Origin of the sequence: Mesonia sp. HuA40 (genome assembly GCF_008017835.1) — a bacterium.
In the GTDB taxonomy this organism is placed as follows: Bacteria; Bacteroidota; Bacteroidia; order Flavobacteriales; family Flavobacteriaceae; genus Mesonia.
In genome coordinates, this window is record NZ_VRLT01000005.1 from 163,089 (window position 1) to 188,411 (window position 25,323).

The following is a 25,323-nucleotide window of genomic DNA, read 5'->3' on the forward strand; positions in this document are numbered from 1 at the left end:
TGCTTATTCAAAGTGTTAAAAATTAATTTTAGTAAAAATAAGTTGCATTATTAAGTATTTATTAAGATTTTTGACGTTGGCTAATTCAAATAAATTACAAAATGAAAACAAAGTTTAGTGGAATTTTGACGCTATTTCTAGCGTTTATGGTGCAACTATCGTTTGCCCAACAAAAATCAGTTTCCGGAACGGTTACCGACGATACCGGTATGCCGTTGCCAGGAGTTAACATTATTATTAAAGGAACGTCTTCTGGTACGCAATCAGATTTTGATGGTAATTACAGCTTAAATGCTACCCAAGGAGATGTTTTAGAATTTACTTACATTGGTTTCCAAACTCAACAAGTTACTGTTGGTGCGGCAAATACTTACAATGTATCTATGAAAGCAGGTAACGAGTTAGACGAGATCGTTGTGACTGGTTACTCAAGCATAGACAAAACAAAGTATGCGGGTTCTATTTCAACCGTTAAGGCTGAGGCATTAGAGTCTGTGCCAATTCCTTCTTTTGACCAAGTATTACAAGGTCAAGCAGCAGGTCTTCAGGTTTCTGCAGGTTCTGGTCAACCAGGTTCATCTGCACGTGTTAGAATTCGTGGTAACGGATCTATTAATGGAAACAACAACCCATTATACATCGTAGACGGTATTCAAATTTCGGCTGGTGATTTTTCTGCCTTAAACTCAAACGATTTTGACCGAGTAGATGTATTAAAAGATGCAAGTGCAACCGCTCTTTACGGATCTCGTGGAGCAAACGGTGTAATTGTAGTAACTACTAAGAAAGGTTCTTTCTCTCAAGCTACTACTTTCAACTACAAATCGTCAATTGGTTTTACTGAAATTAGCGAACCTCGCTTTGAAATGATGAACTCTAGCCAGTTATTAAATTTCCAAAGGACAATCAATCGTGGAGTTGGGGCTGGTTTAACCGATGCTGAAATTGCAGAGTTAGCTCAGGTAAATACTAATTGGAGCGATGTGTTCTTTAGAACTGGTACCGTAAATACTCAAGAATTAAGTATGAATGGTGGTAATGAAAACACCCGTTTTTTTAGCAGTGTACAGTATTTAGATCAAGAGGGTTTAATTAAACGTTCTGGATTACAGCGTTTTACTTTACGTAACAACTTAGAGCACAGACCAAATGAAAAAACTCAAATTGGTTTAAACACCCAGTTAGCGTTTACGAAACAATCTAGAATTGATTCGGAAAATTCTGTTACCTTACAAAACCCTTTTGCTGCCGCTTATTTAGGATCACCTTACCACCCAGTATATGACGAAAACGGAGATTTCGCAACCGGTGGAGGACGTGTAGGTCCCAATGCATTAGAGCACTTATTAAGAAGTGATAACGATCGTTTAAGAACTAAGATTGTAGCTTCTGGTTTTGCCAAAAGAGAGATTTTTGATAATGTAACCGCTGGAATCAACTTAGGGGTAGATTATGAGCAGACTAACGTTGTTCGATTTACAGACCCTAACACAGAATACGGTCGTACTACTACTCCTGGAAATGCAGGACGTTATAACGAAGCTAACTCTTACGAAGCCAATTTCACTTCTACTACGAACATTGGTTATGCTAACACTTTTAATGAAAAGCACGACTTCAGTATCGACGGTTATATAGAGTACTACAAGAATCATTATAGATCTAGTAGCTTTACCGGTTACGGAATCAACGAATTATTAATTGGTTACCCAGCTGGTATTACTGCTGGAACTCCAGATAACGAGCTTATTCCTACTGTAGGTGGTACGGATTTTGAAGAAGGCTTATTTTCTTATTTCGCAATCGCTGATTACGGTTACGACGATAGATTTGGTATCGGTGGATCGATCAGACGTGATGCTTCAAGTTTCTTTGCCGAATCTAACAAATGGGCAACTTTCTGGTCTGTAGCAGGTCGTTGGAACATTAGTGAAGAGGCCTTTATGCAAGATGTAAGCTTTGTTAACAACTTAAAATTCAAAGCTAGTTATGGTACTGCGGGAAATAAAGATGCAATTGGTGCATTTCGTTATGCTACTGGATACGGACAAGTATCTTATGCAGGTAATCCTGGATTTGCCCCTACTAACATCGGAAACCCAGATTTAAAATGGGAAATATCTAACCAATTGAATACTGGTTTTGATTTCGATTTATTCGATTACAGATTATCAGGAAGCGTTGAGTACTACAACAACAAAACTACCGAATTATTTATTCGAGAAAATTTAAGTGCTACATCTGGAACTACTTTCATTGATAGCAACTCTGGAGAAATGAGAAATTCAGGGATTGATTTATCATTAAACTACAACCTTTTAAGAGGTGAAGGGCGTGATGAAGTAAACATTAATTTAAATTTCAACGGAAACTATAACAAAAATGAAATTTTAGATTTAGGACAAGTTAGCGAATTCGAATTAGGTACATCTATTATCCGGGAAGGTTTGCCATTAGGGACTCACTATTTTGTAGGTTGGGCTGGAGTAAACCCAGCAAACGGACAACCGTTGTATACCGACAAAGACGGTAATGTAACCAACGTATACTCTGAGGATAACTCTAGAGCAGATTTTGGAAGCTTTAACCCTGAGTATACAGGTGGTTTTGGTGGAGATATTTCTTACAAAGGTTTCACCTTATCTACATTGTTCACTTTCCAGGCAGAATACTACCGTTTCAACAACCAAACTTTCTTCCAAGAAAATCCTAACTTTGCACAGTATAACTTGAGCACTAAAATGTTAGATATGTGGAAACAACCTGGTGATGTAACTGAAGTACAGAGCTACCTTTACAACAGAGAGTCTACCTCTAAAGATATCGAAGATGCATCTTTCTTAAGATGGAGAAACGTAACTTTATCTTACAACTTCTCTGATGACGTAGTAGATGCTTTAAAATATTTCAAAGGAATCCGCGTTTATGGTATGGCACAAAACTTAGCCACTTGGACCAAGTTTACAGGCTTTGATCCTGAAGATGATGACAATATCGCACAGTACGAATACCCTACTCCAACAACCATCACTTTTGGTGTAGACTTAAAATTTTAATCTCCTATGAAAAATATATTTAAATTTAAATTAATTTTATTGGCCATTCTTACCGTGGTATCTTGTAAAGATGCTTATGAGGTTGAGCCAAAAGATGAAGTGTTTGAAGAGAACGCTTTTAATACTGTTGATCAGTTAGAGACCGGTTTATACGGAGTGTATAGCGGTATATCTGGATCTGCTTTAATCGATTTTACCTCAAAGTTTGTTGATGACTTAACAATCGCGGCTTCTAACCGTGGACAAGGAATTCAAGTATTCACATGGTCAATCAACTCAGGTACAAATGAGCCAGAATCAATCTGGAACAATTATTACCTTGTGATCAACCGTGCTAACCGTATTTTGCGTGCAGCAGAGGGAATTGAGGCTACTACAGAAGCAGAGCAAGAGAAAAAAGACCGAATTGTTGCTGAATTATATGCTATTCGCGGATTTGCGCACTTTGATTTAATGCGTCTTTATTCTGCAAGCTACGAGCCAAATGCTGAGTCTGTGCCAATCGTAGACCGTGTTTGGGTATACGAGCAGCCAGCTAGAAACACTGTTGAAGACGTAGCAAAATTTATTAGCGATGATTTCAAAGCAGCACAAGATATTTTTGCAAATTTACCTGCCTCTACAGACATCAACAGAATGTCTAGTTTAGCAGTTACCGCTTACCAAGCTCGTTTGGCTTTGTATACAGGAGATATACCTGGAGCTATTAATTTTTCTACAGAAGTAATTAATAACTCTACTTTAGCTAATTCTCAAACTGAATACTTAGGTATTTGGGCAGATGAATTCACTAGTGAAACTTTATGGCAATTAGCCAGAACACCTGGTCAAGGAGCAATTGGTACTATATTTACCGATACCAACGGAGATGTTTTCTTTAATGTTTCTGAAGAAATGTTAAACACTTTAAACAACAACGATTGGACAGATGACCATAGAACATTTGCTGTATTAGATACACAAAACTTTGATCCTGCCAACCTACAAGTTGGAAAATACTTAGGTTCTGAGGCTAACCCATTTTTGAATAACATCAAAATGATTAGAACTTCAGAAATGTATTTAATTCGTGCAGAAGCATACGCTAGAGATAACAAATTAGGTTTAGCCTCTACCGATATGGAAACTTTAAAAAATGCAAGAAAAGATATTACTGTAACTGTAGGTTATGCTTCGCAAGCTAATGCTTTAGCTGATATTTTAGAAGAAAGAAGAATTGAATTAGCTTACGAGGGTCACAGAATGTTTGACTTGAGAAGATATGACTTAGGTGTAGACCGTTTACCTAACGATTGTGATAACGCTGCTGGAGCTTGCTCATTAGATAGCGGTGATTATAGATTTGCTTTACCAATTCCACAATCTGAGCGTTTTGCAAATGATAACATTTCACAAAACCCAGGTTACTAAAAAATTAAAACTATGAAAAAATTATTTTTATTATTATTTGTAGCTTCATTCGCATTTGTTTCTTGTGATGAGAATGAAGATCCACAAACTTATCAGGGTGATAGTTTAACCTATTTTGCTGATGGAACAACAAGCACATTTTTTGTTGAAGAGAATGCTACTGAAGGATATAAAATTCCTGTTGGTGTAACCGACAAAGCTGCTACCGACAGAACGTTTACCGTTAGTGTTGATGCAGATTTGACTACTGCTACACCAGACCAGTATAGCGTTGGTACTTCTTTTGTGATTCCTGCAAACGAGCACATTGGATATATCGAAGTACAAGGAAACTATGACAATATTGCTTTAGAAGGTTCTATTCTTGCTCTAAAATTAGAAAGCATAGAGGGGTCTAATATTGCAGATTTCGATAATGTATACCAATTAAAATTAAGTCAGTTTTGCCCATTTGATATCGCATTAGAATATAACGGAACTGCCTCTATTGTAGGTCAAGGTCCTGTAAATTCTTACGATGTTGAATTGGTTCCTACTGGTAATTTAAATGAGTACAACGTAGCCACCATTTGGGGAGACTTCGTAGCTGCGGCTACTGGGGACCCATCGTATGCTGGAGACTATCAATATGCTGGTGTATTAAGCATTGATTGTTTAGGCGTAGTGACCTACTCAAGTGACGAAGCCAGCCTTCCTGGAGGTACTGGTACTTACAATGAAGGTACAGGTAACATCACTATAATCTTAGATCAAGAGTTGTTCACCAATCCTTTCCAAGTAGAAGTTGTTTTAACACCAAAAAACTAAGAGTAACTCTCTAACGTTTTTAAAAGGGCTAATCAAAGTGATTAGCCCTTTTTTATATTTACATTTTCGTTTTTCTAAAAAAAATCTTAAATTGTGCAAAAAAATTTTATGAAATTAAATAGACTACTATCACTAGGTTTTGTTTTAACCTCTGGTTTAGCTTTATCTCAAACAGCAAGCGAGGTGAAACAAATTCAAAAACAGAACCAACCTATTAAAATAGAATTAGCTCAAGAACTTGCAAACAATCTTGAAGCTAAAAGAAATGAAGCCAGAAAAAAAGCTGAGAGTTTTGGTATTTCTATTGATAGAATAGAAAACAACAAACGCTATAATTTAGTAGGCTTTGAAAACGGTAAACCTATTTACCGAACTACACATAATCTCGATGCAGCCAAGTCAACTCGTGCTAATTTTCTATGGCAAGGAGGCTCTTTAGGATTAAATCTAGAGGGGCAAAACATGACGATAGGAATATGGGACGGGGGTCGCGTACGAAAAGATCACCAAGAATTTGCTACTGCTTCAGGCTCTAGAGTTGTATTAGGAGATGCCACACCATTTAATCAAGATGAGTTTGATTCTCACGGTACCCACGTAGGAGGAACCATGGCTGCGGCAGGAACAAACCCTAACGCTAAAGGTATGGCTCCCCAGGCTACTTTGGTATCTTACAACTGGACCTCAGATTTAAGCGAAGTAGACACAGAAGCACAAAACGGCCTCTTAATTTCAAACCATTCTTATGGTATTCCTGTAAACGATGGTGGAAGTCAAAATGCTCCTACCTGGATGATGGGTTGCTATGACACACAAGCTCGTCTATGGGATTTAAAAGCAAATGCCTACCCGTACTACTTAATGGTAGTATCGGCTGGTAACGACGGACAATCGAGTTACCAAGGCGGTTTAAGGGCTGGATATGATAAATTAACCGGAGAGAAGAACGCCAAAAATAACCTAGTAGTAGGAAATGCACAAGACGCAAGTGTTGATCCAAGCAGCGGTGAGCTTTTATTTCCTGTTTTTATTAATTCAGGAAGTAGTCAAGGACCATCTGATGATGGCCGTATAAAACCAGATGTTGTAGGAAACGGCACGCAAGTATTTTCGCCAGTTGACGCGTCTACAGCTTCTTACGCCACCTTTTCTGGAACTTCAATGGCTGCTCCAAATGTTGCGGGAACATTAACTTTAGTTCAACAATATTACAATCAAGAAAAAACTAATTTCATGTTGTCTTCTAGTTTAAGAGCCCTTGCCATTCATACTGCAGACGATTTAGGTAACACCGGACCGGACGCTAGATACGGATGGGGATTAGTAAATGCAAAAAAAGCGATTGAAGTAATTCAAGATTCTCAAACAGATAACGCTAGAATTGAAGAAGTTGATCTTGACAATGGAGACACTTTTACTTTTACCGTAACTAAAGATCCTAGTCAAGATTTACGCGTAACAATTGCTTGGAACGATCCTGCAGGAAATGCTAAAGACGGACAGTTGAATAGCCCTACCCCTGCCCTTGTGAACGATTTAGATTTACGTGTCACCAACCAAGCTACTAATACTACTTTATTACCTTATCGCTTAAACTTAAGTAATGTTGCGGCACCAGCCACTTTAGGTGACAACACTGTTGATAACGTTGAAAGTATTCTTGTTGAAAGTACAGATGCGAATACTTACGAAATAAAGGTAAGCCATAAAGGTTCTTTGAGCGGAAGCAGCCAAATGGTAAGTATCGTAGTATCTGGAGTACAATCTACTAGCTTAAGCGCAGAACAGGTTACTCTTTCAGAAGATATTTCAGTTTGGCCAAACCCTGTACGTGGTGCTAGTGATATAAATATTGCTTTGGGAGATAATATCAATGCTAATGCTCAAGTAAAATTATATGACTTACAGGGAAGATTAGTAGCCAATAAAAATTATGACAATACTAACGGTAATCTAAAATTATCTACAGCGTCTTTGCAACGTGGTGTTTATATTTTACAAGTTGGTGTTAACGGAGAAAACTATCAACATAAGATTTTGATAGAGTAAAACCTATTTAATTTAATTTATATAAATAGGGTTTGATTAAATCAAACCCTATTTTTGTTTTTTAATAAATATTAAAATGAGTACAATTATATTTGGCATACATGCCGTACACGAGGCAATTAAAAGCAATCAAACCCTAGACAAAATTTTTGTAGATGCTGCTGTACAATCATCAGGAATTAAAGAAATCTTAAAGTTGGCCGAAAATGCCAGTGTACAAATTGCATACGTACCTCATCAAAAAATAGATAAATTAGCTAAAAATGGTAATCATCAAGGGATCGTAGCAAAAATTTCACCAATACAGTTTCATAGTCTTGAAGCTATATTAGAAGAAAATCAGAAAACAGAAAAATCTAAATTGTACTTAATTCTAGATGGCGTTTCAGACGTACGCAACTTTGGAGCTATTATTCGTACGGCAGAAAGCGTTGGGGTTGACGCTATTATTTTCCCCAAACAAGGTAGTGCATCTATAAATGAACAAATGGTAAAGACCTCTACAGGTGCCATATTTAATATCCCACTATGCAAAGTAGACCACACCAAGGATGCTTTATTTTATTTAAAATCATACGGCATAAAAACCATAGCAGCCACCGAAAAGGCCTCTAAAATGGTATATGATGTAAATTTTAGAGATTCCATAGCCATCATTATGGGAAGTGAAGGCAAGGGTGTTTCTAAGGCAGCTTTGAAAATGAGTGACGATAAGGTAAAACTGCCAATTTTTGGCGAAACAAGTTCGCTAAACGTATCGGTTGCTTGTGGTGCAATTTTATATGAAGTTGTTCGGCAAAGGCTCTAATCATTTGTCGTAGTAGTAACCCAGAAGTTGTGGTTAACTGAATCGTCCTTATTATTATCTTTATCTAATTTTACATCTACCTCTTTATCACTTGATAGGGGCGTTTGACTTGGTACAAAGTTGCCATCGGCATCAAAATGTTGCATAAAGACATCTTCCGCTTCGTTATAATCTGGCTTTTGCCAATCATAAACCGGTAGTTTTTCAATTACGCGAGACTTAAAAAAAAGAGCTAGACCCAAACCAGCAATAAAACCAGCCAAATGCCCTTCCCAACTCACTCCGCGTTCACCTGGAAAAAGACCCCAGACCAAACTACCGTAAACAAATACCACCAAAAGAGCTAAGGCAATTAACCTATAATGCTTAGACCAAATACCTTTAAAAAATAAAAAACTAGCCAACATATAAATGATGCCACTTGCTCCTATATGCACGCTTCCAGACTTCCCAAAAAGCCAAGTTAAGACACCCGCTATTAAAAATCCGTAAAGAAGTACTTTACCCGCTATCGGCTTGTAGAAGTATAAAAGACTCATTAATAATACAAATAACGGAATGCTATTGTTGTATAAATGAGTTATGCTCCCGTGTATAAAAGGGGCACAAAAAACACCTACTAATCCTTTTAAGGATTTTGGCCCTACTCCATATGAATTTAAATTGATATGAAACTTTATTTCAAACCAATATACTATCCACAGTAGTAGTACACTAAATAATGGAATTAATAAGGTACCCGCAGACCAAGTGTGAATTTGTTTTTGATTTTGCATACAGAAAGGTAATCAAATTCTTAACCAAATACATATTTCAGTAATATTGTCAGTTACTTTTGTACTTTTGCATTATGAACACACCATTAGCCGAACGCATACGTCCGCAGAATTTAGAGGATTATATCAGTCAGCAGCATTTAGTGGGGCCACAGGGTAGCCTAACACAACAAATTAAGAAGGGCATCTTGCCTTCTTTATTATTTTGGGGTCCGCCTGGAGTGGGTAAAACCACACTTGCACAGATTATTGCTCAAACAGCTGAGCGCCCCTTTTTTACTTTAAGTGCAATCAATAGTGGTGTGAAGGAGGTGCGAGAGGTTATTGAGAAAGCCAAAAGGCAAGACGGATTGTTCACGACAAAGAACCCCATTCTATTTATAGATGAAATACATCGCTTTAGCAAATCACAACAAGATTCATTATTGGGTGCGGTAGAAAGAGGTATCATCACCTTAATAGGCGCAACCACAGAAAATCCAAGTTTTGAGGTAATACCCGCATTACTCTCTCGCTGCCAAGTATATACGCTTAACCCATTTAGCCAAGACGATCTTAAAGAATTACTCAAACGGGCCCAAGAGAAAGACCAATTTTTAAGCAAAAAATCGATTGAAATAAAAGAGTTTGATGCTTTATTTAGAGCGTCAGGCGGAGATGCACGTAAATTACTTAATATCTTTGAGTTATTGGTAAGCAATTCTACCGAAGATCCGGTGGTGATTACTAATGCTTTAGTAAGCCAACAAATACAAAGCAACCCGTCTAGGTATGATAAAACAGGTGAACAACATTATGATATAATATCTGCCTTTATAAAATCTATACGTGGTAGCGATCCCAACGCAGCTGTTTATTGGCTAGCTCGAATGATTGAAGGTGGCGAAGATGTAAAGTTTATCGCCAGACGCTTAATAATTTCGGCAAGTGAAGACATCGGATTAGCGAACCCAACCGCTTTAATTCTAGCGAATAATACTTTTCAAGCCGTGAGCACGGTAGGTTTACCTGAAGCAAGAATTATTTTAAGTCAATGTGTAATCTACTTAGCTACATCGGCAAAGAGCAATGCCAGTTATATGGCTATTAATAAAGCGCAACAACAAGTAAAACAGACTGGAGATCTACCAGTACCATTACACTTGCGAAACGCACCTACCAAACTTATGAAAGACTTAGGCTATGGTAAATCTTATAAGTATGCCCACGATTATAAAAACAATTTTATTGAAGAAGAGTTTTTACCTGATGTGATTCAAGGAAGTAAATTTTACCATCCAGGAGAGAACACGCGTGAAACCTCTAATTTAAAGTTTTTGAAACAGCGCTGGAAAAATAAGTATAATTATTGATTTATTGCGCTAAGTATTATTTTCTCTTGTTTACCCGTTTGCATGTTAAAATATTCAACAATTAAATCTTGATTAGTATCGATTTTTAAACTTCCATTTATATCAGCCGAGTTAAAAAGGTACTGTTTTTCTGAATTTTCGGTAATAACTGCTTTTCTATTCCCTTCCGCGTCAAGCAATAAATAGCCTACCTCTATTTTTTGTAATTGATATCGTTTTCCCTCCCAATTGTATTGTGTGGCTAATTGTTTTTGAATTGATTGCTTTTGCTGCAGCTGAGTTTCATGCTGCTCGCCTTTCTTTAAAGGTTCATAGGCGTATCTATATCCGCCAAATTTGCCAAAAGCTTCGCGTAAGGCCTCTTGATGTGCTTTATCAAATTTTTTCTCTCTACTACTGCCCTTAGCTTTATAAACAATTTGATTTCGACAATCATAAAACACCAGTGTAACCTCTGTAGTAAATGCAAACATACCCCCTTGAGTTAAAACGCTAGCACGTAAATTTAGGCAAGGATCTTTTTGGGCTGCTATTGGCAAAGTTTCATTATCCATAAACACTTTAAAACCATGCTGCTTTAACAAGTGTCTCGTAAGTGAGGATAGCAAATACTCATTTTCCTGTTTAGCCGAATCGAACTGAACGGGAACAATAACATTTCTATAAGCATTTAATTTTTGAACCTCTCTTTCTTGTGCTTTCACTGAAATAAAATAAATCGAAAAAAATATCAGCGTTAAAAATTTTAATTTCATAAGTTTTGATTAAAAAAATTGTTGTAATTCATTAAAATGTACAATTTTATTCCCCGCATGAGAAATTTTATTTTCAGGATCGAATAAAATAGATTTTAAACCAACAGATTCTGCTCCTAGTATATCGGCTTCTAAATTATCACCAATCATTATACTCTGTTGTTTTTGTGCATTCGCCTTACTCAAAGCGTGCTCAAATATGGCCGGATTAGGTTTCTTAACGCCTACGTCTTCTGAGGTGGTCAAAGTGGTAAAATAATGACTTAAATTAGATCGCTTTAATTTTATGCTTTGAACTTCTTTGAATCCATTGGTGATAATATGCAACCTCAACTCTCTATTTAATAGTTCTTGTAGCATTTGCTCTACACCATCAAAAAGATGATTGTTCAATGGCAGATGCTCGATATACGCTTGAGACAATACGTGAATCAATTCAGGCTTGACAGTGTAACCCGAAGCTAGCATCGCCTCATTTAATCTATTAAAACGCAGTTCTTGCTTACTTATTTTTTCTTCTCTAAAGAGTTTCCAGTAATTAAAATTGATTGGGACATAATGCGTTAAGAAATGTTCTAAATCAACAGAAACCTTATTTTTTTTAAATATTTCTTGAAAAGCTAACGCGGAATTCTTCTCAAAATCCCACAATGTATGATCTAGGTCAAAAAAAACATCTTTAATCATCGGCCTGTAATTTTTCTAGAAGGGATAAATACTTTACTTGTTCATCCCAAGGATCTAATAATGCATTTTCTATCAAACATAAAAATTTACCATTTACCTCACGCACTTTGCTATTTAAATTGTCAATTCGCACTTTTATATCAAAAAAAGAAAACTCTTGAAAACATAGACTGCTTAATGCATATGGATGAATGGTCAATGGTGAAATCCTTTCGAAATTAATATCATAATATAAAAAAGGTGTACATGTTCCCGCTCTAAAGCCAGGATGTTTCGGGTATCCCATAGAAAAATCCTGACTAATTTCTAATTTATCCAAATTGTTGTAAAATTGCGGCAAATTGATTCCATATTGGAAACTTAAAACACGAGATAAAGGAGTATTTACAATATTTTCCCATCTTTTTTTTTCCTTTCGTAAAATCGCTAATTTATCAAGTGCATCAAAACCAGGCAACAAACCTAAAACACCATAATCACCCATAGACTTTATGAGCGCCTGATAGCTCAATTTATGAAAACTTATATTTTTATTTTGCAATGAAAAATCAGATAACTGAAAAAAAAATGTCCAATGCATTTTTTGCAATCTAGCCCGTTCAATAAGCCTATCATAAATGTCGTAAGGATCACTTTGTAAAAAAACTAAAGTCCTAATTCTTTCAAGGCTCGATTTAAACTGCAATTTAACAATATCTCTTACCAACGCGCCTAATGTTCTTACAATACCTTTCTTTTTATACTTAAATACTTCTTGCACCACCATTATTGAGCTTGCTTGATAGGTTCTTTGAAGTGGTAATTTTTTCTCGAAGCGGTTTTCAAGCAGATCTCTAAACTTTAAAGTCCATAAATCTATGACGGGCAATTCTAAAAAATCTTCTTTGAAGGCTAAACTTTCCTGAAAGGGAAATCTTCCTAGCTCATCTTTCACATGGGGCAAATATTCTTCATATCGACTAAGCAGAAAAAAACTGGCTGCAAAAATATCAAAGGGCACATCACTATCTTGACTACATTTAAAAAAACAGGGTAAGCCCTCCCAATCTCCTACATTTATTTCAATATCTTGAATGCCTTGCTGGTCAAGTAAATCGTGTTGCTGTACAAAAAACTCATTCCCCAATTTTTTTTTACCATAAGAAATTTTCAACCCGGGATGAGCGATAAACTCTTCAATCTTTGAAGTAAACTGAATTTCATAACCTAATATTGAATTGAGCAAATGCTTAAATGTATATGAAATTCGGGGAGTAAGTGTTTTTACATAAATTAAAAACATGGGCTATTAAATAAGACCTTCATTAGCGAAGCTAAAGTAAGCATTTTCAGTTACAATGAGGTGATCTAGCACTTTTATATCTAAACTTTCGCCTGCTTTTTTAAGTTTTAGGGTCAAATTTTTATCAGCCATGCTAGGCTTTAGATTCCCAGAAGGGTGATTATGCGCCAAAATTATACTTACTGCATTTTCTTCTAGGGCCTTCTTAAACACTAAGCGTACATCCACTAAGGTACCAGTTATTCCGCCTTTGCTCAATTGAAATGTACATAAAACTTTATTGCTGTTACTTAGAAACAATACCCAAAATTCTTCGTGCCCCAAATCACCTATTAAGGGCTGCATCAAATCAAAAACAGAATCGCTTGAGGTGATTTTAACCCTTTTTTTTGGTTCTTCTGCTCTTCTTCTTCTTCCTAATTCTAAAGCGGCTACGATACTAATTGCCTTGGCTTCTCCAATACCTTTAAATTTCATAAGCTCCTTAACGGATTTTTTACCGAGAAGGCCTAATTCATTCTGATTGGTTTGCAGAATTCTTTGCGATAAAGTCACGGCGCTTTCCTCTCGATTACCAGAACCAATCAGAATGGCCAACAGCTCGGCATCTGAAAGGCTTGTCTTGCCTTTTAACAAAAGTTTTTCTCTAGGCCTATCAGATTCTGCCCAATATTTAATTGAAAAGGAGGTAGATTCAGTCATATGTAATTAGATAAGCATCTAAATTACAGCATAAAACTAAGATATCCAAGCCTTTACTTCTTCAAAATCAAGCCCTCCGTAATTCCCACTGCTCATGAAAAGAACCGCATTATTGACAAAAGAATAATTTTTTAAAAATGCTTGAAAGGCTTGTGTATCCGTGTAAACTTTCAAGTTTTTATGTCTAAAAGCACTTTCAATAGCTCTAGCATCAATCTGAGCTAAACCTTTTAAGGCCACGGCTTCGGGCGAATAAAAAACCACGGCTTCATCGGCAGCATCAAGTGTGTGACTATATTGATTTAAAAATTCGGCATTTAAGCTGCTGTAAGTATGTAACTCTAAACAAGCCAATATCTTTTTGTTTTTATATTGTTCTTTTATAGCCTGAGTTGTTGCCTTAACCTTAGAGGGACTATGTGCAAAATCTTTAAAGGCCACACATTTTGTATTTTCTGCAATGCGCTCCAATCGTTTTGAAGCACCTTTAAAACTGGCAATGGCTTCATAAAAGTCTGACTCATCAACACCCATATGTTGACAAACCCATTTAGCACCTGCCAGGTTATTAAGATTATGTTTACCAAATACAGCTACTGGCATAAAACCCTCAGGCGTATCTATTAGCGTTTCTCCTTCCTCTATCTTATACAGAGGTGTTTTATAAGGCTGTTTACGCGTAGGATTTTGAGCCGCTTCGGCTATTGCTTTTACTGCTTCATCTTCCTCATTATAAATTAAAATACTTCCGGGTACCATTGTTTCGGTAAAACGACTGAATTGCTCTTGATAATTTTCTTCTGTAGGAAAAACATTAACGTGATCCCAGGCTATTCCGCTTATCAAAGCAATATTAGCCTTATACCAATGAAATTTAGGTTTAAGATCTATGGGTGAAGATAAGTACTCATCACCCTCTAGCAAGATAAAATCATTTTCTTGAGTTAAATGCACCATAGTATCAAAACCTTCAAGTTGTGCCCCAACCATAAAATCTACTTCTTTTTCGTGATAGTGCAAAACATGTAAAATCATAGAGGTAATAGTTGTTTTACCATGACTACCTCCTATAACCACACGGGTTTTGTTTTTGCTGTGTTCGTACAAAAACTCTGGATAAGATACAATTTTCAATCCAAGTGCCTTAGCCTTTTGTAACTCTGGATTGTCTTTTTTGGCGTGCATTCCTAAAACTACCACATCTATAGCTGTGGTAATTTTTTCGGGAAACCAGCCCATCTGTTCTGGTATTAAATTGGCTTTTTGCAACCTCGACCTACTGGGTTCAAAGATGGCGTCATCACTACCAGTTACTTTTTCTCCTTTTTGATGAAGCGCTAATGCTAAATTGTGCATAGCGCTTCCGCCTATAGCTATAAAATGAATATGCATAAAAAATAATTCTAGCGTAAAGATATTAAATGCCAGCAGTTTTAAGAAGATTTTGCCATAAAAGCATTCCAATTTTCTTTGGGGTGGGCCCGATTTGCCCGTTGCAGAAGATCATTAATTTTCTCTGGCGCAAAATTTGCTTTAATATATAGTTCTAACAACTTCTGATAACAGGTTACAGAATCACCTAATTGCAATGCCTTAACCAAATATTTTTCTGCTTGCTTGTAGTGTTCAATTTCTTGGTAGATTTTTCCGTAAGCTAGGTATCCGTCAATTTCACTTATTGCCTTTAATTCATTAGCATAGGCTAAAGCCACATCTGTACCACCTCCTAAAATTTTAGGAAGTTTTAAATAAAGTTCTAATAAAGCCCATCTTGCTCCTAGATGCGTTTTATCTAAGGCAGCCGCACGTTTTAAATAATGTTTAATATCTGAAATATAAAAAGCAGCCTGAAACTTTGATAGCTCCAAAGCTTTTAACCCCAAAGCACCACCATATTTAAAATTATAATTAGCATTATCAGGTTTTTCTTTTAGCAGCAAATCATAGAAGTGAAGCGCTTTGTCCCATTTTTTTTCATGGGCTGCAATATCTCCTAAATATTCGCAAGCCTTAAAATAATTTTTTGAAACGGGTTCAACTTGAATCAGTTGTTTTTTAGCCAACACCCATTGTTGATCTTTATAATAAGCTACTCCTTTTTCAAATGCAGATTGCCCTAACACTGAAAAACAGCACAGAAAACACAGGTATAATAGTATATTCTTCACGGCGTAAAAATAGCAAAATCGAGATCAAATTGAAGACTAACTCAATTAAATTAGATATTTAAAAAGTTTAATCTATTTATGTATCTTTAAAAAAATTAGAGGTTTTATGAATAAAAGATACATTTTAGGGTTATTATTGGTGCTTACTAGCCAACTTCAGTTTGCTCAAAAAAGCTTCGAAAAACGTTGGTCGACGGTTGAGCAATTAGAGCAAGAAGGAAGATTGAGTAGTGCTCTTGAAAAAGCAGAGTTAATTTTAAAAAAAGCAGATAAAAGAGAAAATACTTCTCAATTTATAAAAGCTTTTCTATATGTTTCTAAATACAAGCTCCTTTTAAAAGAAGAAAGTCATTTTGAAGTTTATCAAGACTTCTTAACTGAAATAGAAAAACAACCAGCCCCTACTAAGCAAATCCTATATTCCTTTCTAGCCGAAAATTTAAATGAATTCTATCGAGCGAATAGATGGGCTATCGCCAGAAGAACACCGGTTCAAAATCCATCCAATGATTATAGGTTGTGGGATGCTAAACATTTTAAATATCAAATTGATTTTTACTACAACAAATCGCTTACTAAAAAAGAATTATTGCTAGCTACAAATTTAAACGCACTCGAGCCAGCGCTACATTACGGTATTAATTATAATCGTTTTAGAAGTACATTATTAGATTTACTAACCAATCGTTATTTAAATTACTTAAAGCAACAGTCTCCAACCAAAACTGAAATTGACATCGACATAATCGAGTCAAATAATCTTTATGCTCTACCAGGAGAATTTTCTCAATTACAGTTACCCAAGGACACCGCCAATGGCAGCTTTATTAAAGGATTAGAAGTGTACCAGCATTTAACACGACAGCATCAGAAAAACAAAAATAAAAGTTCTTTACTAGTAACTACCTTAGAACGTTTAAGCTTTATAAAGGACCAAGATCACCGAAAAGATCGAAATACGCTTTATAAAAACGCACTTCTAATTCTTAAAAATGAGGTGAAATCCGATAAGGAGCTCGCTTGGATTCATTACTACCTAGCTCGATTTTATTTAGATGAGGCCGAAAAAAATAGTCACCCCGATTATTTAAATAAAAGTCTAACCCATCTTAAAAAAGTTAAAGAAATCGCCCCAGATAGTTATCCTGCTGTAGAATCTTCGCATCTCGAGTATGTTATTTTAGACAAAAAATACCGTGTTACCATCCACAAAAAGCCATTAGCCAATAAAAAGTTTAGAGCTCTTGTACATTATAAAAATATAGATAGCTTGTACGTACATATTTATAAGTCTAAGCTAAACCACTCTAAATACCCGAGCACTAAGCAAGACTCTGTGATTAAAGCCAATTACACGCGTGCTAAAAGGCTTAGTTTGCAATCTTTTTCTCTGCCAAAAAAAATAGATTATTATACCTACTCAACAGAAATTCTGCTAGAGGCCTTACCTGCAGGGGATTATTTAGCGATTTTCAGTAAAAAAGAAAACTTGAATTTTGAAAGTGAGGAATTTCTATACCATAATTTTCAAGTAACTGATTTAAGCCTTACCAGTTTTGATTTGAGCCCTAATCAACAAGTCTATATTGCTAGTAGAACCTCAAGTAAACCTATTAAAAATGCAAAAATTCACGCTAAAAATAGACCAAACGCATACTACAGAACCAATCAAAAAGGGCTAGCCACTATACCAGCACCAGCTATAAATAAAACCGAGAGACTCCCCATAACTATTACAAAAGATGGCGACACGTTGCACACTGATCTTATTTTTTTTAAACAAAATTTGGGTGAGGATAGCCAAAATGAATTCCTATTAAAAGGAAGCTTATTTACAGATCGCAGCATCTACAGGCCCGGGCAAGAGGTACATTTTAAAGCAATTTTGACCGTACAAGGAAAAAAATTACGCAAAACAGTTGCTAATCAAAATATCACCATCTATATGCGTAATGCAAATCGTCAGATAATTGATAGTTTGCAAATTACCACCAATTCCTATGGCTCTGGACATGGAAAGTTTAAACTGCCAGAAAATGACCTTACGGGAAGTTATAACTTATTTTTAAAAGAAGAGTTAGCCTCAGGTAGCACCTATGCCAGTGCAGATTGGAGTAGAACTTATTGTTATTTCAATGTTGAAGAATACAAAAGACCCCGCTTTGAAGTTTTCTTTGACAAAATAAAGACAACAAAGGTTATAAATGATTCTATTTCGTTAAGCGGAAAAGCCAAAGCATATTTCGGCGGAAGCCTAACACAAGCTAAGGTGCCTTACACAATAGATCGTGAAATATTTAATTCTTATCGATATGGTTTACCCTATCATGAGAGGAAGAAAAAACGATTATACAAGGGGGCAACAGTAACCGATGCTAATGGGAATTTTAAAATTAAATTTAAAGCCCTGGCTCCCAATCATATTAAATCTGATTTAAAACCCATTTACACCTATACTATAAATGCGGTTGTAACCGATGTAAATGGTGAAACACAAAGTGCATTTCAACAAATACGTTTAGGATATCACGCGGCAGATATTTATTTTGATTTACCCAATAATTACTCTAATGTTGTCAATTTAAATAAAAATGCAGCCATACATGTAAAAGCTAACGATTTAAATGGTTTACCAACCAAAGTAGATGGTCATCTCTATTTATACCAATATAAAACACCAAACCGTTATTTGTTAAAAAGGGATATTCCTTTACCAGAAATACAACAAATACCTTACAATGAGTTTATTAAAAATTTTCCGCATACGGCATACGACAGTTTAGATTTAGCCGAAAAATGGCCAAAAACTGAAATTTTAAAAATTCCTGTCAAAATAAACCAAACACAAAGCATAAACCTAGCAGCTTACCAAGAGCAGCTTAAAAGCGGACAGTATCTTTTATCTTACAAAGGCCAAGATATCCGTAAATTTCCCGTTGAAGTAAACCGACGAATTACCCTGGTCAACCCCAATCGGCCAAATTTAGATCTTCATCAAAACACCATAGATTTTGATTACCACCTAGACCAAGAAAAAAAACAAATAAGGCTTGATTTTAAAACCCCTTTTAAAAATTTACACTTATTAACCAATTTAACTTTCGATGATAGTCAACTGCAACAAGAGGTTATGCATTTTAATGAAAATGAAAAGAGTATCATTCTTTCGATTCCTAAAAATGCTAAATACCTACACTTAGCGTATTTTTACAACTACTTGGGACGTTACGGAAATAAGCGCCATAAAATTGAACTTCTACCGCCAACTAAAAACAAATCAAAGCTAAAATTTGAAGTTTTACATTTTCGTGATAAGCTTGAACCCGGTCAAGCCGAACAATGGCAACTTAAAATTTTAAATCAAGACGGAAGCCCAGCTGAAGCGGAAGTACTCGCGAGTATGTATGACGCTTCATTAGATCAATTTAAACCTCATCGCTGGAGTAATGTATTGTACCATAATTATTTTAAACGTAAAAAAAATGGACTTCCCAACAGTATCAATCATTTAGGACATTATAACCAAGTTTACACTTCAAGGGCTACTCAACATTTGAATAGCAATGGGTATAATTTTTTCTCACCGAATTATGCTAATTTTAATTATTTTGGTTATCATTTTATATACACCAGCCTAACCAATAAAACCTATTTAAAAGGGCTAGCTGTAAATAAATACCAAGCCAAAAACACACCCCAAGGCTATATTGCAGGTAAAATCACCGACCGTTTAGGCAAAGCCTTACCGGGTGTACAGGTTTTTAATCAAACAAAAAAACAAGCAACTTTAAGCAATTTTGACGGTTACTTCATTTTAAAAGGAGAGCCTAGCGACTTATTGTTTGTTAGATATATAGGACATAGTAAAGCACAAATTATAGCTAAAAAATACAACAACCTTACATTAGAGAATGGGTTTGTTCACAACAATGATAAAATCTTAAGCCATTATAGCGTTGCTGAATACAGCTTAGAAGAAGTAAGTTCTGCCATTTTATCTGATAATCATCCGCGGTTTAAAGATCTACTTCAGAATAAAGCCCTAGGTCTAATGCTGGTAGGAGGAGGTTCTGGGCAAGTGGGTGCTGCTACAAGCGTTCGTATACGTGGTAATGGCAGCACTTTAGATAAGGTACCGCTGTATGTAATAAACGGCGAAATAGTTGACCCTAGCAAGTTTAAAGACATACCAACAGACCAAATTATCGATATGCAAATGCTTACGGGAACTAGTGCTAAGGCTCTATACGGTGCTCGAGCCGTCAATGGCGTTGTGCTTATCACAACCAATCAAGAACCAAAAGATCAACTGCAACAGATAGAGGCGCGCACTAACTTGAGTGAAACCGCGTTTTTCTTGCCTCAACTAAAAACCAACAAAAAAGGAGAAATCATCTTTAATTTTAAAAGTCCAGAGGCATTAACAAAATGGCATTTTCAAGCTTTTGCACACGATAAACGGCTAAATCAAGATAAATTAGACCTTTATGTCAATACCCAGAAAAAACTTAACCTTATTCCTAATTTCCCTCGATTTTTTAGAAGTAAAGATAGTTTAAGTATCTCGGCAAAAATCAGTAATCTCTCGAATGAAGCAATAGAAGGAATCATTCAACTGTCTTTCACCAATAAAGATGAAAGCCTCGTAGATTTATTTACAAGTTCACAACAAACTAAAAACTTCAGTCTAAACGCAAAAAATAATACTCAGGTAACCTGGAAAATAGCCATTCCGGAAGGTCTTTCGGCAGTCAAGTACCGTATTGTTGCAAAAGCCGATAATCTAGGCGATGGTGAAGAAGGGCTTATACCGGTGTTAACCAATCGTGTTTTAACCACCGAAACACTACCCATTTGGGTTAATCCGAATGAGCAGAAAGAGTATAGCTTTAATAGTCTAAAAAATAATAATTCACCAACAAAAGAAAATCACCAGTTGGTTTTTGAGTACACCTCAAATCCGGCTTGGACCAGTTTATTGGCGCTACCTTATTTAGTAGAATATCCGCACGAATGTTCAGAACAAGTATTTGCAAAATTTTATGCGAGTCATCTTACAAAGTTAATGCAAGAATTAAATCCAGAAATTAAAAAGGTATTGCATCAATGGCAAAAGAATAAAACTACTATTCCCGATTGGCATAAAAATACCAATTTAAAACAGATGCTTTGGGAAGAAAGCCCCTGGCTAAAAACAGCAGGAACCCCAGCGGAACAACAAAAAAGAATTGCAGAAGTACTCGACATAGAAAAAACGCAACAAAATATTCACCAAGCCTTAAAAAAACTATCTAACCTACAACTTGATAACGGAGGCTTTCCTTGGTTTGGGGGCGGTCGTGCCAACAGGTTCATTTCTCTGCACATTTATGCTGGGTTAGGCAAACTTCAGAAGTTAGATTCCGCAATAGCTCAATTACCAGAAGTTAAAAAAATAACAGAGCAATTAGCCCGTTATTTAGATTTTGAATTTCTGCAGCCAAATGACAGTCCAAAAATATACTCGTTCAACCCCACAGCCATTCAATACGCTTATGCGAAAAGTTGTTATGACCTAAAAGCTACGGCCGATTTTAAACGCTACATAGAAACTATGTTTGAAGCCTATGAAGATAATTGGACGTCTTTGACTATTCACTCACAGCTAACCCTTGCTATTCTAGCGCAGCGTCATAAAAATACAGATTTGGCAAAACAGATTTTAACCGCTCTGCAAGAAAGTGCTGTAATAAATTCAAAGCACGGAATGTATTGGAAAGAACTAAAGAAAAATTATGGCTGGCACAATGAACCCATTACTACACAAGTTAGGGCAATTGAAGCTTTCGCGGAAATTGCAGGAGATAAAAAAACGATTACGAAACTCAAAACTTGGTTAATACGTCAAAGAAAAAATCAAGCTTGGCACTCTACAAAAGCTACTACAGAAGCTATTTATGCACTACTTATTTACGGAGAGCAAGCAACACTGCAAAAAGAATCTCCTAAAATAAAAATTGGTGAAGAAAAAATTAGCTTTGACAATTCCAGCGCTGCCGGTTATGTTAAGAAAATATGGCAAGGCAATTTTATTAATAAAGAACTCGCAAATATAGCTATTAGGAACAATTCAAAAACCGCACAGTATGGCGCAATGTATTGGCAGTACTTTGAAGAGTCTGATGCCGTGCAAGCCAGTAACCACGAAAGCCTTAAGATTGAGAAAGAATTGTTAAAGAGAGTAGAAACCCTTGAAGGGAGTGTGTTAAGGCCCATATCGGTAGATCAACTTCGTGTTGGAGACTTAATTAGGGTTCGTTTAATAATAAAGGCAAAAGAAGATTTTAATTTTATGCATTTAAAAGATAGCCGTGCAGCTGGTCTAGAACCAGTTGATGTGATATCCAAATACAAATGGCAAGATGGTTTAGGTTATTACCAGAGCACAAAAGATGTAGCAACACACTTCTTCTTTGATAACATACCGGCGGGCACTTATGTATTCGAATACAACCTAAGGGTTGTTAATGCAGGTAATTTTTCAAATGGGCTATCCGAATTGCAAAGTATGTATGCACCAGAAATTAAAGTACAATCTGAAGGTAAAAGACTTGAATTATTACCACGAACAAAAAATTAAATATGACCTGAATTTCTAATTATAGATAAAAAAAAGCGATTAGGGTTAACCTAATCGCTTTTTTTAGAAATTGTTATTTTGGTGGAAATTCCTTTACGCCTTTACTGATTAGCCGATTAAAAAATACTTGTTTTTCTTTTGGATTCATCTGGCGTTTATATTGATCTTCTACAACAGCTTGCCAAAATAATTCGTTGGTTTGAGCCTCACTAAAATTAAGGCTTAAACTCAATATGGTTTTCGTCGTACTTATAGGTATTCCACCTGAAACACCACCGCCAACGTGGCCTCCTCCTCCACCAAATCCAATTCCTATTTGAGAGTTGTTACGCTCTTGAAACAAATCGGTTTCTAAAAGAATTTTAAAATCGGGATTACTGCTTTTTGCGTAACCTTGTTGGGCTAAGACGTCTTCAACAGCTTTTATCAGGCGTTCTTGGTCTAGCTCGTTTAAATGACCAGCAGCAATATTGTGTTGAGGATAAAATTGATAAGTGCGGTATTTTTGGAAATTTACTTTAGCATCATAATCTACATAAACCTTTGGACCGCAACTCATCAAAAACAAAAAAAAAACCAAACCTAAAATACGTGTCATGCTAATAAATTTACCACAAGATACTGAAAAACAAAATACTAATTAAGTTTTAAATAGGCTTTTTATTTAAGTTTTCCCACAATACATCTTTTAACTGGGCTATTCCTTGCTGCGCTACAGCTGATATAAATAAATAGGGTATCTTATTAAAATAAGCGTCGAGTTCTTCTTGTTGTTCGCGTTGCAACTCTTGATCAAGCATATCGCTTTTAGAAATGGCCACTACACGATCTTTATCTAATAATTCTGGATTGTATCGGCGCAATTCATCTAACAAAATCTCATATTGCTTTATCACATCATCTGCATCACAGGGAATTAAAAAAAGTAACGTCGAGTTACGTTCTATATGTCTTAAAAACCGGTAACCTAAGCCTTTCCCTTCTGCTGCACCTTCTATGATTCCAGGAATATCTGCCATTACGAAACTTTGATAATCGCGATACTTTACAATACCCAGATTGGGTTTAAGGGTCGTAAATTCATAATCGGCTATCTTGGGTTTGGCCGCGGTAATAACCGAAAGCAATGTAGATTTGCCTGCATTAGGAAAACCAACAAGACCTACATCTGCAAGTACTTTTAATTCTAAAGTAATATCTCGCTCCTCTCCTGGTATTCCAGGTTGTGCATATCTTGGGGTTTGATTGGTAGAGGATTTAAAATGCCAATTGCCTCTTCCTCCTTTTCCGCCTCGAGCGATAATAATTTCTTGGTTATTCTCGGTAATCTCATCTATAATAGCTTGGGTGTCGGTATCTCGAATTACCGTTCCTAACGGAACATCGATATAAACGTCTTCCCCATCGGCTCCCGTGCTTCTTTGTTTACCGCCATTCCCGCCGTGCTCTGCCTTGATGTGGCGTTTAAAATTAAATTCGTAAAGCGTCCAAAGGTTTTCATTACCACGAATAATCACATGGCCCCCTCTGCCGCCATCTCCGCCGTCGGGGCCGCCTTTAGTAATGTATTTTTCTCTATGCAAATGCATAGAACCTTTTCCGCCATTACCTGAGCTAACGTGTAATTTAACGTAGTCTATAAAATTCCCTTCTTTCACTTCTTATTATTTTTCTAACTTATCGATTACTTGGCAAATTCTTTCGGTAATTTCGGCAATGCTGCCTACTCCATTAACGCCAAAGTACTTGTTCTGCTTTTGGTAAAATGATTTTACCACGGCCGTTTCTTTATGGTATACCTCTATTCTTTTTCGGATTACTTCTTCATTGGCATCATCTTTCCTACCTGAGGTTTTACCGCGTTCTAACAATCGTTCAACCAAAACCTCATCATCTACCTCTAGGGCTATCATAGCATTTACTTTTTCGTCGTGTTTGGCCAAAAAAGCATCAAGCGCTTCTGCTTGAACTTTTGTACGAGGAAAACCATCAAAAATATACCCACTCGCTGGCTTTTGCTTAGATACCTCATCTTTTAACATGTCAACGGTTACCGAGTCGGGAACCAATTGACCTTTTTCTATAAAAGATTTGGCCTGAACCCCTAACGGAGTATCATTTTTCATGTTATACCTAAAAATGTCTCCGGTAGATAAATGAATTAAGTTATACTTTTCTTTAAGTATACTTGCTTGGGTCCCTTTACCGGCTCCAGGAGGGCCAAATAATACTATTTTAATCATGTTGTGTTTCGATTAATTGATAAACTTCGGGTAAATTTCTTCCTAAACCATCATAATCTAATCCAAATCCTACTATGAATTTATTGGGTATTTCTATACCAACGTAATCCAAAGCGTGGTTTTGATGATAAGCTTCTGGCTTATAAAATAAGGTTGCAATCTTATAACTGCTCACCTCCTGATTTTCTAAGATATTAATAATTTTTGTTAGGGTATGTCCTGTATCTACAATATCTTCTAAAACAATTACATCTCTTCCTTTTAAGTTATTTACGCCGATAAGCTCTTGCACTTGTTGAGTGGTTTGGGTACCTGCATAAGACCTTAATTTGGTGAATTCTACCTCGCAATTTCCATTAAATTTTTGTGTTAAGGCTGCTACAAAAGGAAATGCACCGTTAAGAACACCTAAAAAAACAGGGGTTTTTCCTGCATAGTCTTTTTGGATTTTCTCTGCCATTTGATTTATAGCCGAGTCTATTTGAGACTTATCAATAAACGGAGTAAAGGTAAGATCGTGAATTTTTATCATAGATCTAAATTAAAATCAGGTTGCAAAGATAAATATTTCGAATTAAAGATAGCGACTTCGGGCAAACCAATTCTTAT

Annotated in this window: 18 protein-coding genes; 7 read left to right on the top strand and 11 right to left on the bottom strand. The window is 36.1% G+C overall.

The genetic code is table 11. The annotated features are described in order from the left end of the window. Positions 1-101 precede the first annotated feature (101 nt). The 5 genes from FT993_RS00995 (at position 102) to rlmB (ending at position 8,130) form a co-directional block, all read left to right on the top strand. A complete protein-coding gene (locus FT993_RS00995) occupies positions 102-3,056 on the top strand; it encodes a SusC/RagA family TonB-linked outer membrane protein (RefSeq protein WP_147860674.1) in 2,955 nt (984 codons plus the stop codon). Positions 3,057-3,062: 6 nt separating this feature from the next. Then, a complete protein-coding gene (locus FT993_RS01000; RefSeq protein ID WP_147860675.1) occupies positions 3,063-4,466 on the top strand; it encodes a RagB/SusD family nutrient uptake outer membrane protein in 1,404 nt (467 codons plus the stop codon). A 12-nt stretch (positions 4,467-4,478) separates the two neighbouring features. After that, on the top strand, positions 4,479-5,273 hold the full coding sequence (locus FT993_RS01005; protein WP_147860676.1) for a hypothetical protein: 795 nt from the start codon (positions 4,479-4,481) through the stop codon (positions 5,271-5,273). A 108-nt stretch (positions 5,274-5,381) separates the two neighbouring features. Then, positions 5,382-7,322, top strand: a complete 1,941-nt coding sequence (locus FT993_RS01010; RefSeq protein ID WP_147860677.1) for a S8 family serine peptidase — start codon at positions 5,382-5,384, stop codon at positions 7,320-7,322. Positions 7,323-7,398: 76 nt separating this feature from the next. Then, the gene (gene rlmB, locus FT993_RS01015; RefSeq protein WP_147860678.1) at positions 7,399-8,130 is read left to right on the top strand and encodes a 23S rRNA (guanosine(2251)-2'-O)-methyltransferase RlmB; all 732 of its coding nucleotides are present in this window, start codon (positions 7,399-7,401) and stop codon (positions 8,128-8,130) included. Here rlmB and FT993_RS01020 read toward each other — a convergent pair. Further along, positions 8,127-8,906 carry a rhomboid family intramembrane serine protease gene (locus tag FT993_RS01020; protein ID WP_147860679.1) on the bottom strand — a complete coding sequence of 260 codons (780 nt, stop codon included), beginning with the start codon at positions 8,904-8,906 and terminating at the stop codon, positions 8,127-8,129. The two genes, rlmB and FT993_RS01020, sit on opposite strands and share 4 nt — an antisense overlap. Before the next feature lie 74 nt (positions 8,907-8,980). Here FT993_RS01020 and FT993_RS01025 point away from each other — a divergent pair, with 74 nt between their 5' ends. Then, a complete protein-coding gene (locus tag FT993_RS01025; protein WP_147860680.1) occupies positions 8,981-10,258 on the top strand; it encodes a replication-associated recombination protein A in 1,278 nt (425 codons plus the stop codon). Here FT993_RS01025 and FT993_RS01030 read toward each other — a convergent pair. From FT993_RS01030 to FT993_RS01055, 6 genes are all read right to left on the bottom strand, one after another. Next, positions 10,252-11,013 (bottom strand): hypothetical protein, encoded by a 762-nt coding sequence (locus FT993_RS01030; RefSeq protein WP_147860681.1) that lies wholly within the window; start codon positions 11,011-11,013, stop codon positions 10,252-10,254. The two genes, FT993_RS01025 and FT993_RS01030, sit on opposite strands and share 7 nt — an antisense overlap. 9 nt (positions 11,014-11,022) lie before the next feature. After that, positions 11,023-11,700: a YjjG family noncanonical pyrimidine nucleotidase gene (locus FT993_RS01035; protein ID WP_147860682.1), complete on the bottom strand. Its 678-nt coding sequence runs from the start codon at positions 11,698-11,700 to the stop codon at positions 11,023-11,025. Then, positions 11,693-12,925, bottom strand: a complete 1,233-nt coding sequence (locus FT993_RS01040; RefSeq protein ID WP_147860683.1) for a carbohydrate esterase — start codon at positions 12,923-12,925, stop codon at positions 11,693-11,695. The genes FT993_RS01035 and FT993_RS01040 overlap by 8 nt, the downstream gene beginning before the upstream one ends. Before the next feature lie 63 nt (positions 12,926-12,988). Next, positions 12,989-13,684: a DNA repair protein RadC gene (radC, locus tag FT993_RS01045; RefSeq protein ID WP_147860684.1), complete on the bottom strand. Its 696-nt coding sequence runs from the start codon at positions 13,682-13,684 to the stop codon at positions 12,989-12,991. A 36-nt stretch (positions 13,685-13,720) separates the two neighbouring features. Beyond that, positions 13,721-15,076, bottom strand: coding sequence for a UDP-N-acetylmuramate--L-alanine ligase (gene murC / locus FT993_RS01050; protein ID WP_147860685.1), 1,356 nt, complete (start codon positions 15,074-15,076; stop codon positions 13,721-13,723). A 41-nt stretch (positions 15,077-15,117) separates the two neighbouring features. Continuing rightward, entirely contained in the window at positions 15,118-15,852 is a 735-nt protein-coding gene (locus FT993_RS01055) for a lipopolysaccharide assembly protein LapB (protein ID WP_147860686.1), read from the bottom strand. Positions 15,853-15,958: 106 nt separating this feature from the next. Between FT993_RS01055 and FT993_RS01060 the strand changes: the two genes are divergently transcribed. After that, positions 15,959-22,471 carry an MG2 domain-containing protein gene (locus FT993_RS01060; protein ID WP_147860687.1) on the top strand — a complete coding sequence of 2,171 codons (6,513 nt, stop codon included), beginning with the start codon at positions 15,959-15,961 and terminating at the stop codon, positions 22,469-22,471. Positions 22,472-22,544: 73 nt separating this feature from the next. On the opposite strand, the gene FT993_RS01065 is transcribed toward FT993_RS01060, so the two are convergent. From FT993_RS01065 to hpt, 4 genes are read right to left on the bottom strand one after another with little or no spacing between them, the layout of a single operon-like run. After that, the gene (locus FT993_RS01065; RefSeq protein ID WP_147860688.1) at positions 22,545-23,069 is read right to left on the bottom strand and encodes a DUF4136 domain-containing protein; all 525 of its coding nucleotides are present in this window, start codon (positions 23,067-23,069) and stop codon (positions 22,545-22,547) included. 49 nt (positions 23,070-23,118) lie between these two features. Next, positions 23,119-24,129 (bottom strand): GTPase ObgE, encoded by a 1,011-nt coding sequence (gene obgE / locus FT993_RS01070; protein ID WP_147860689.1) that lies wholly within the window; start codon positions 24,127-24,129, stop codon positions 23,119-23,121. Positions 24,130-24,135: 6 nt separating this feature from the next. After that, complete coding sequence (locus FT993_RS12545) at positions 24,136-24,714, bottom strand: adenylate kinase (RefSeq protein WP_147860690.1); 579 nt, start codon at positions 24,712-24,714, stop codon at positions 24,136-24,138. Next, entirely contained in the window at positions 24,707-25,246 is a 540-nt protein-coding gene (hpt, locus tag FT993_RS12550) for a hypoxanthine phosphoribosyltransferase (protein WP_147860691.1), read from the bottom strand. Before hpt ends, FT993_RS12545 begins: the two co-directional genes overlap by 8 nt. Positions 25,247-25,323: the final 77 nt, after the last annotated feature.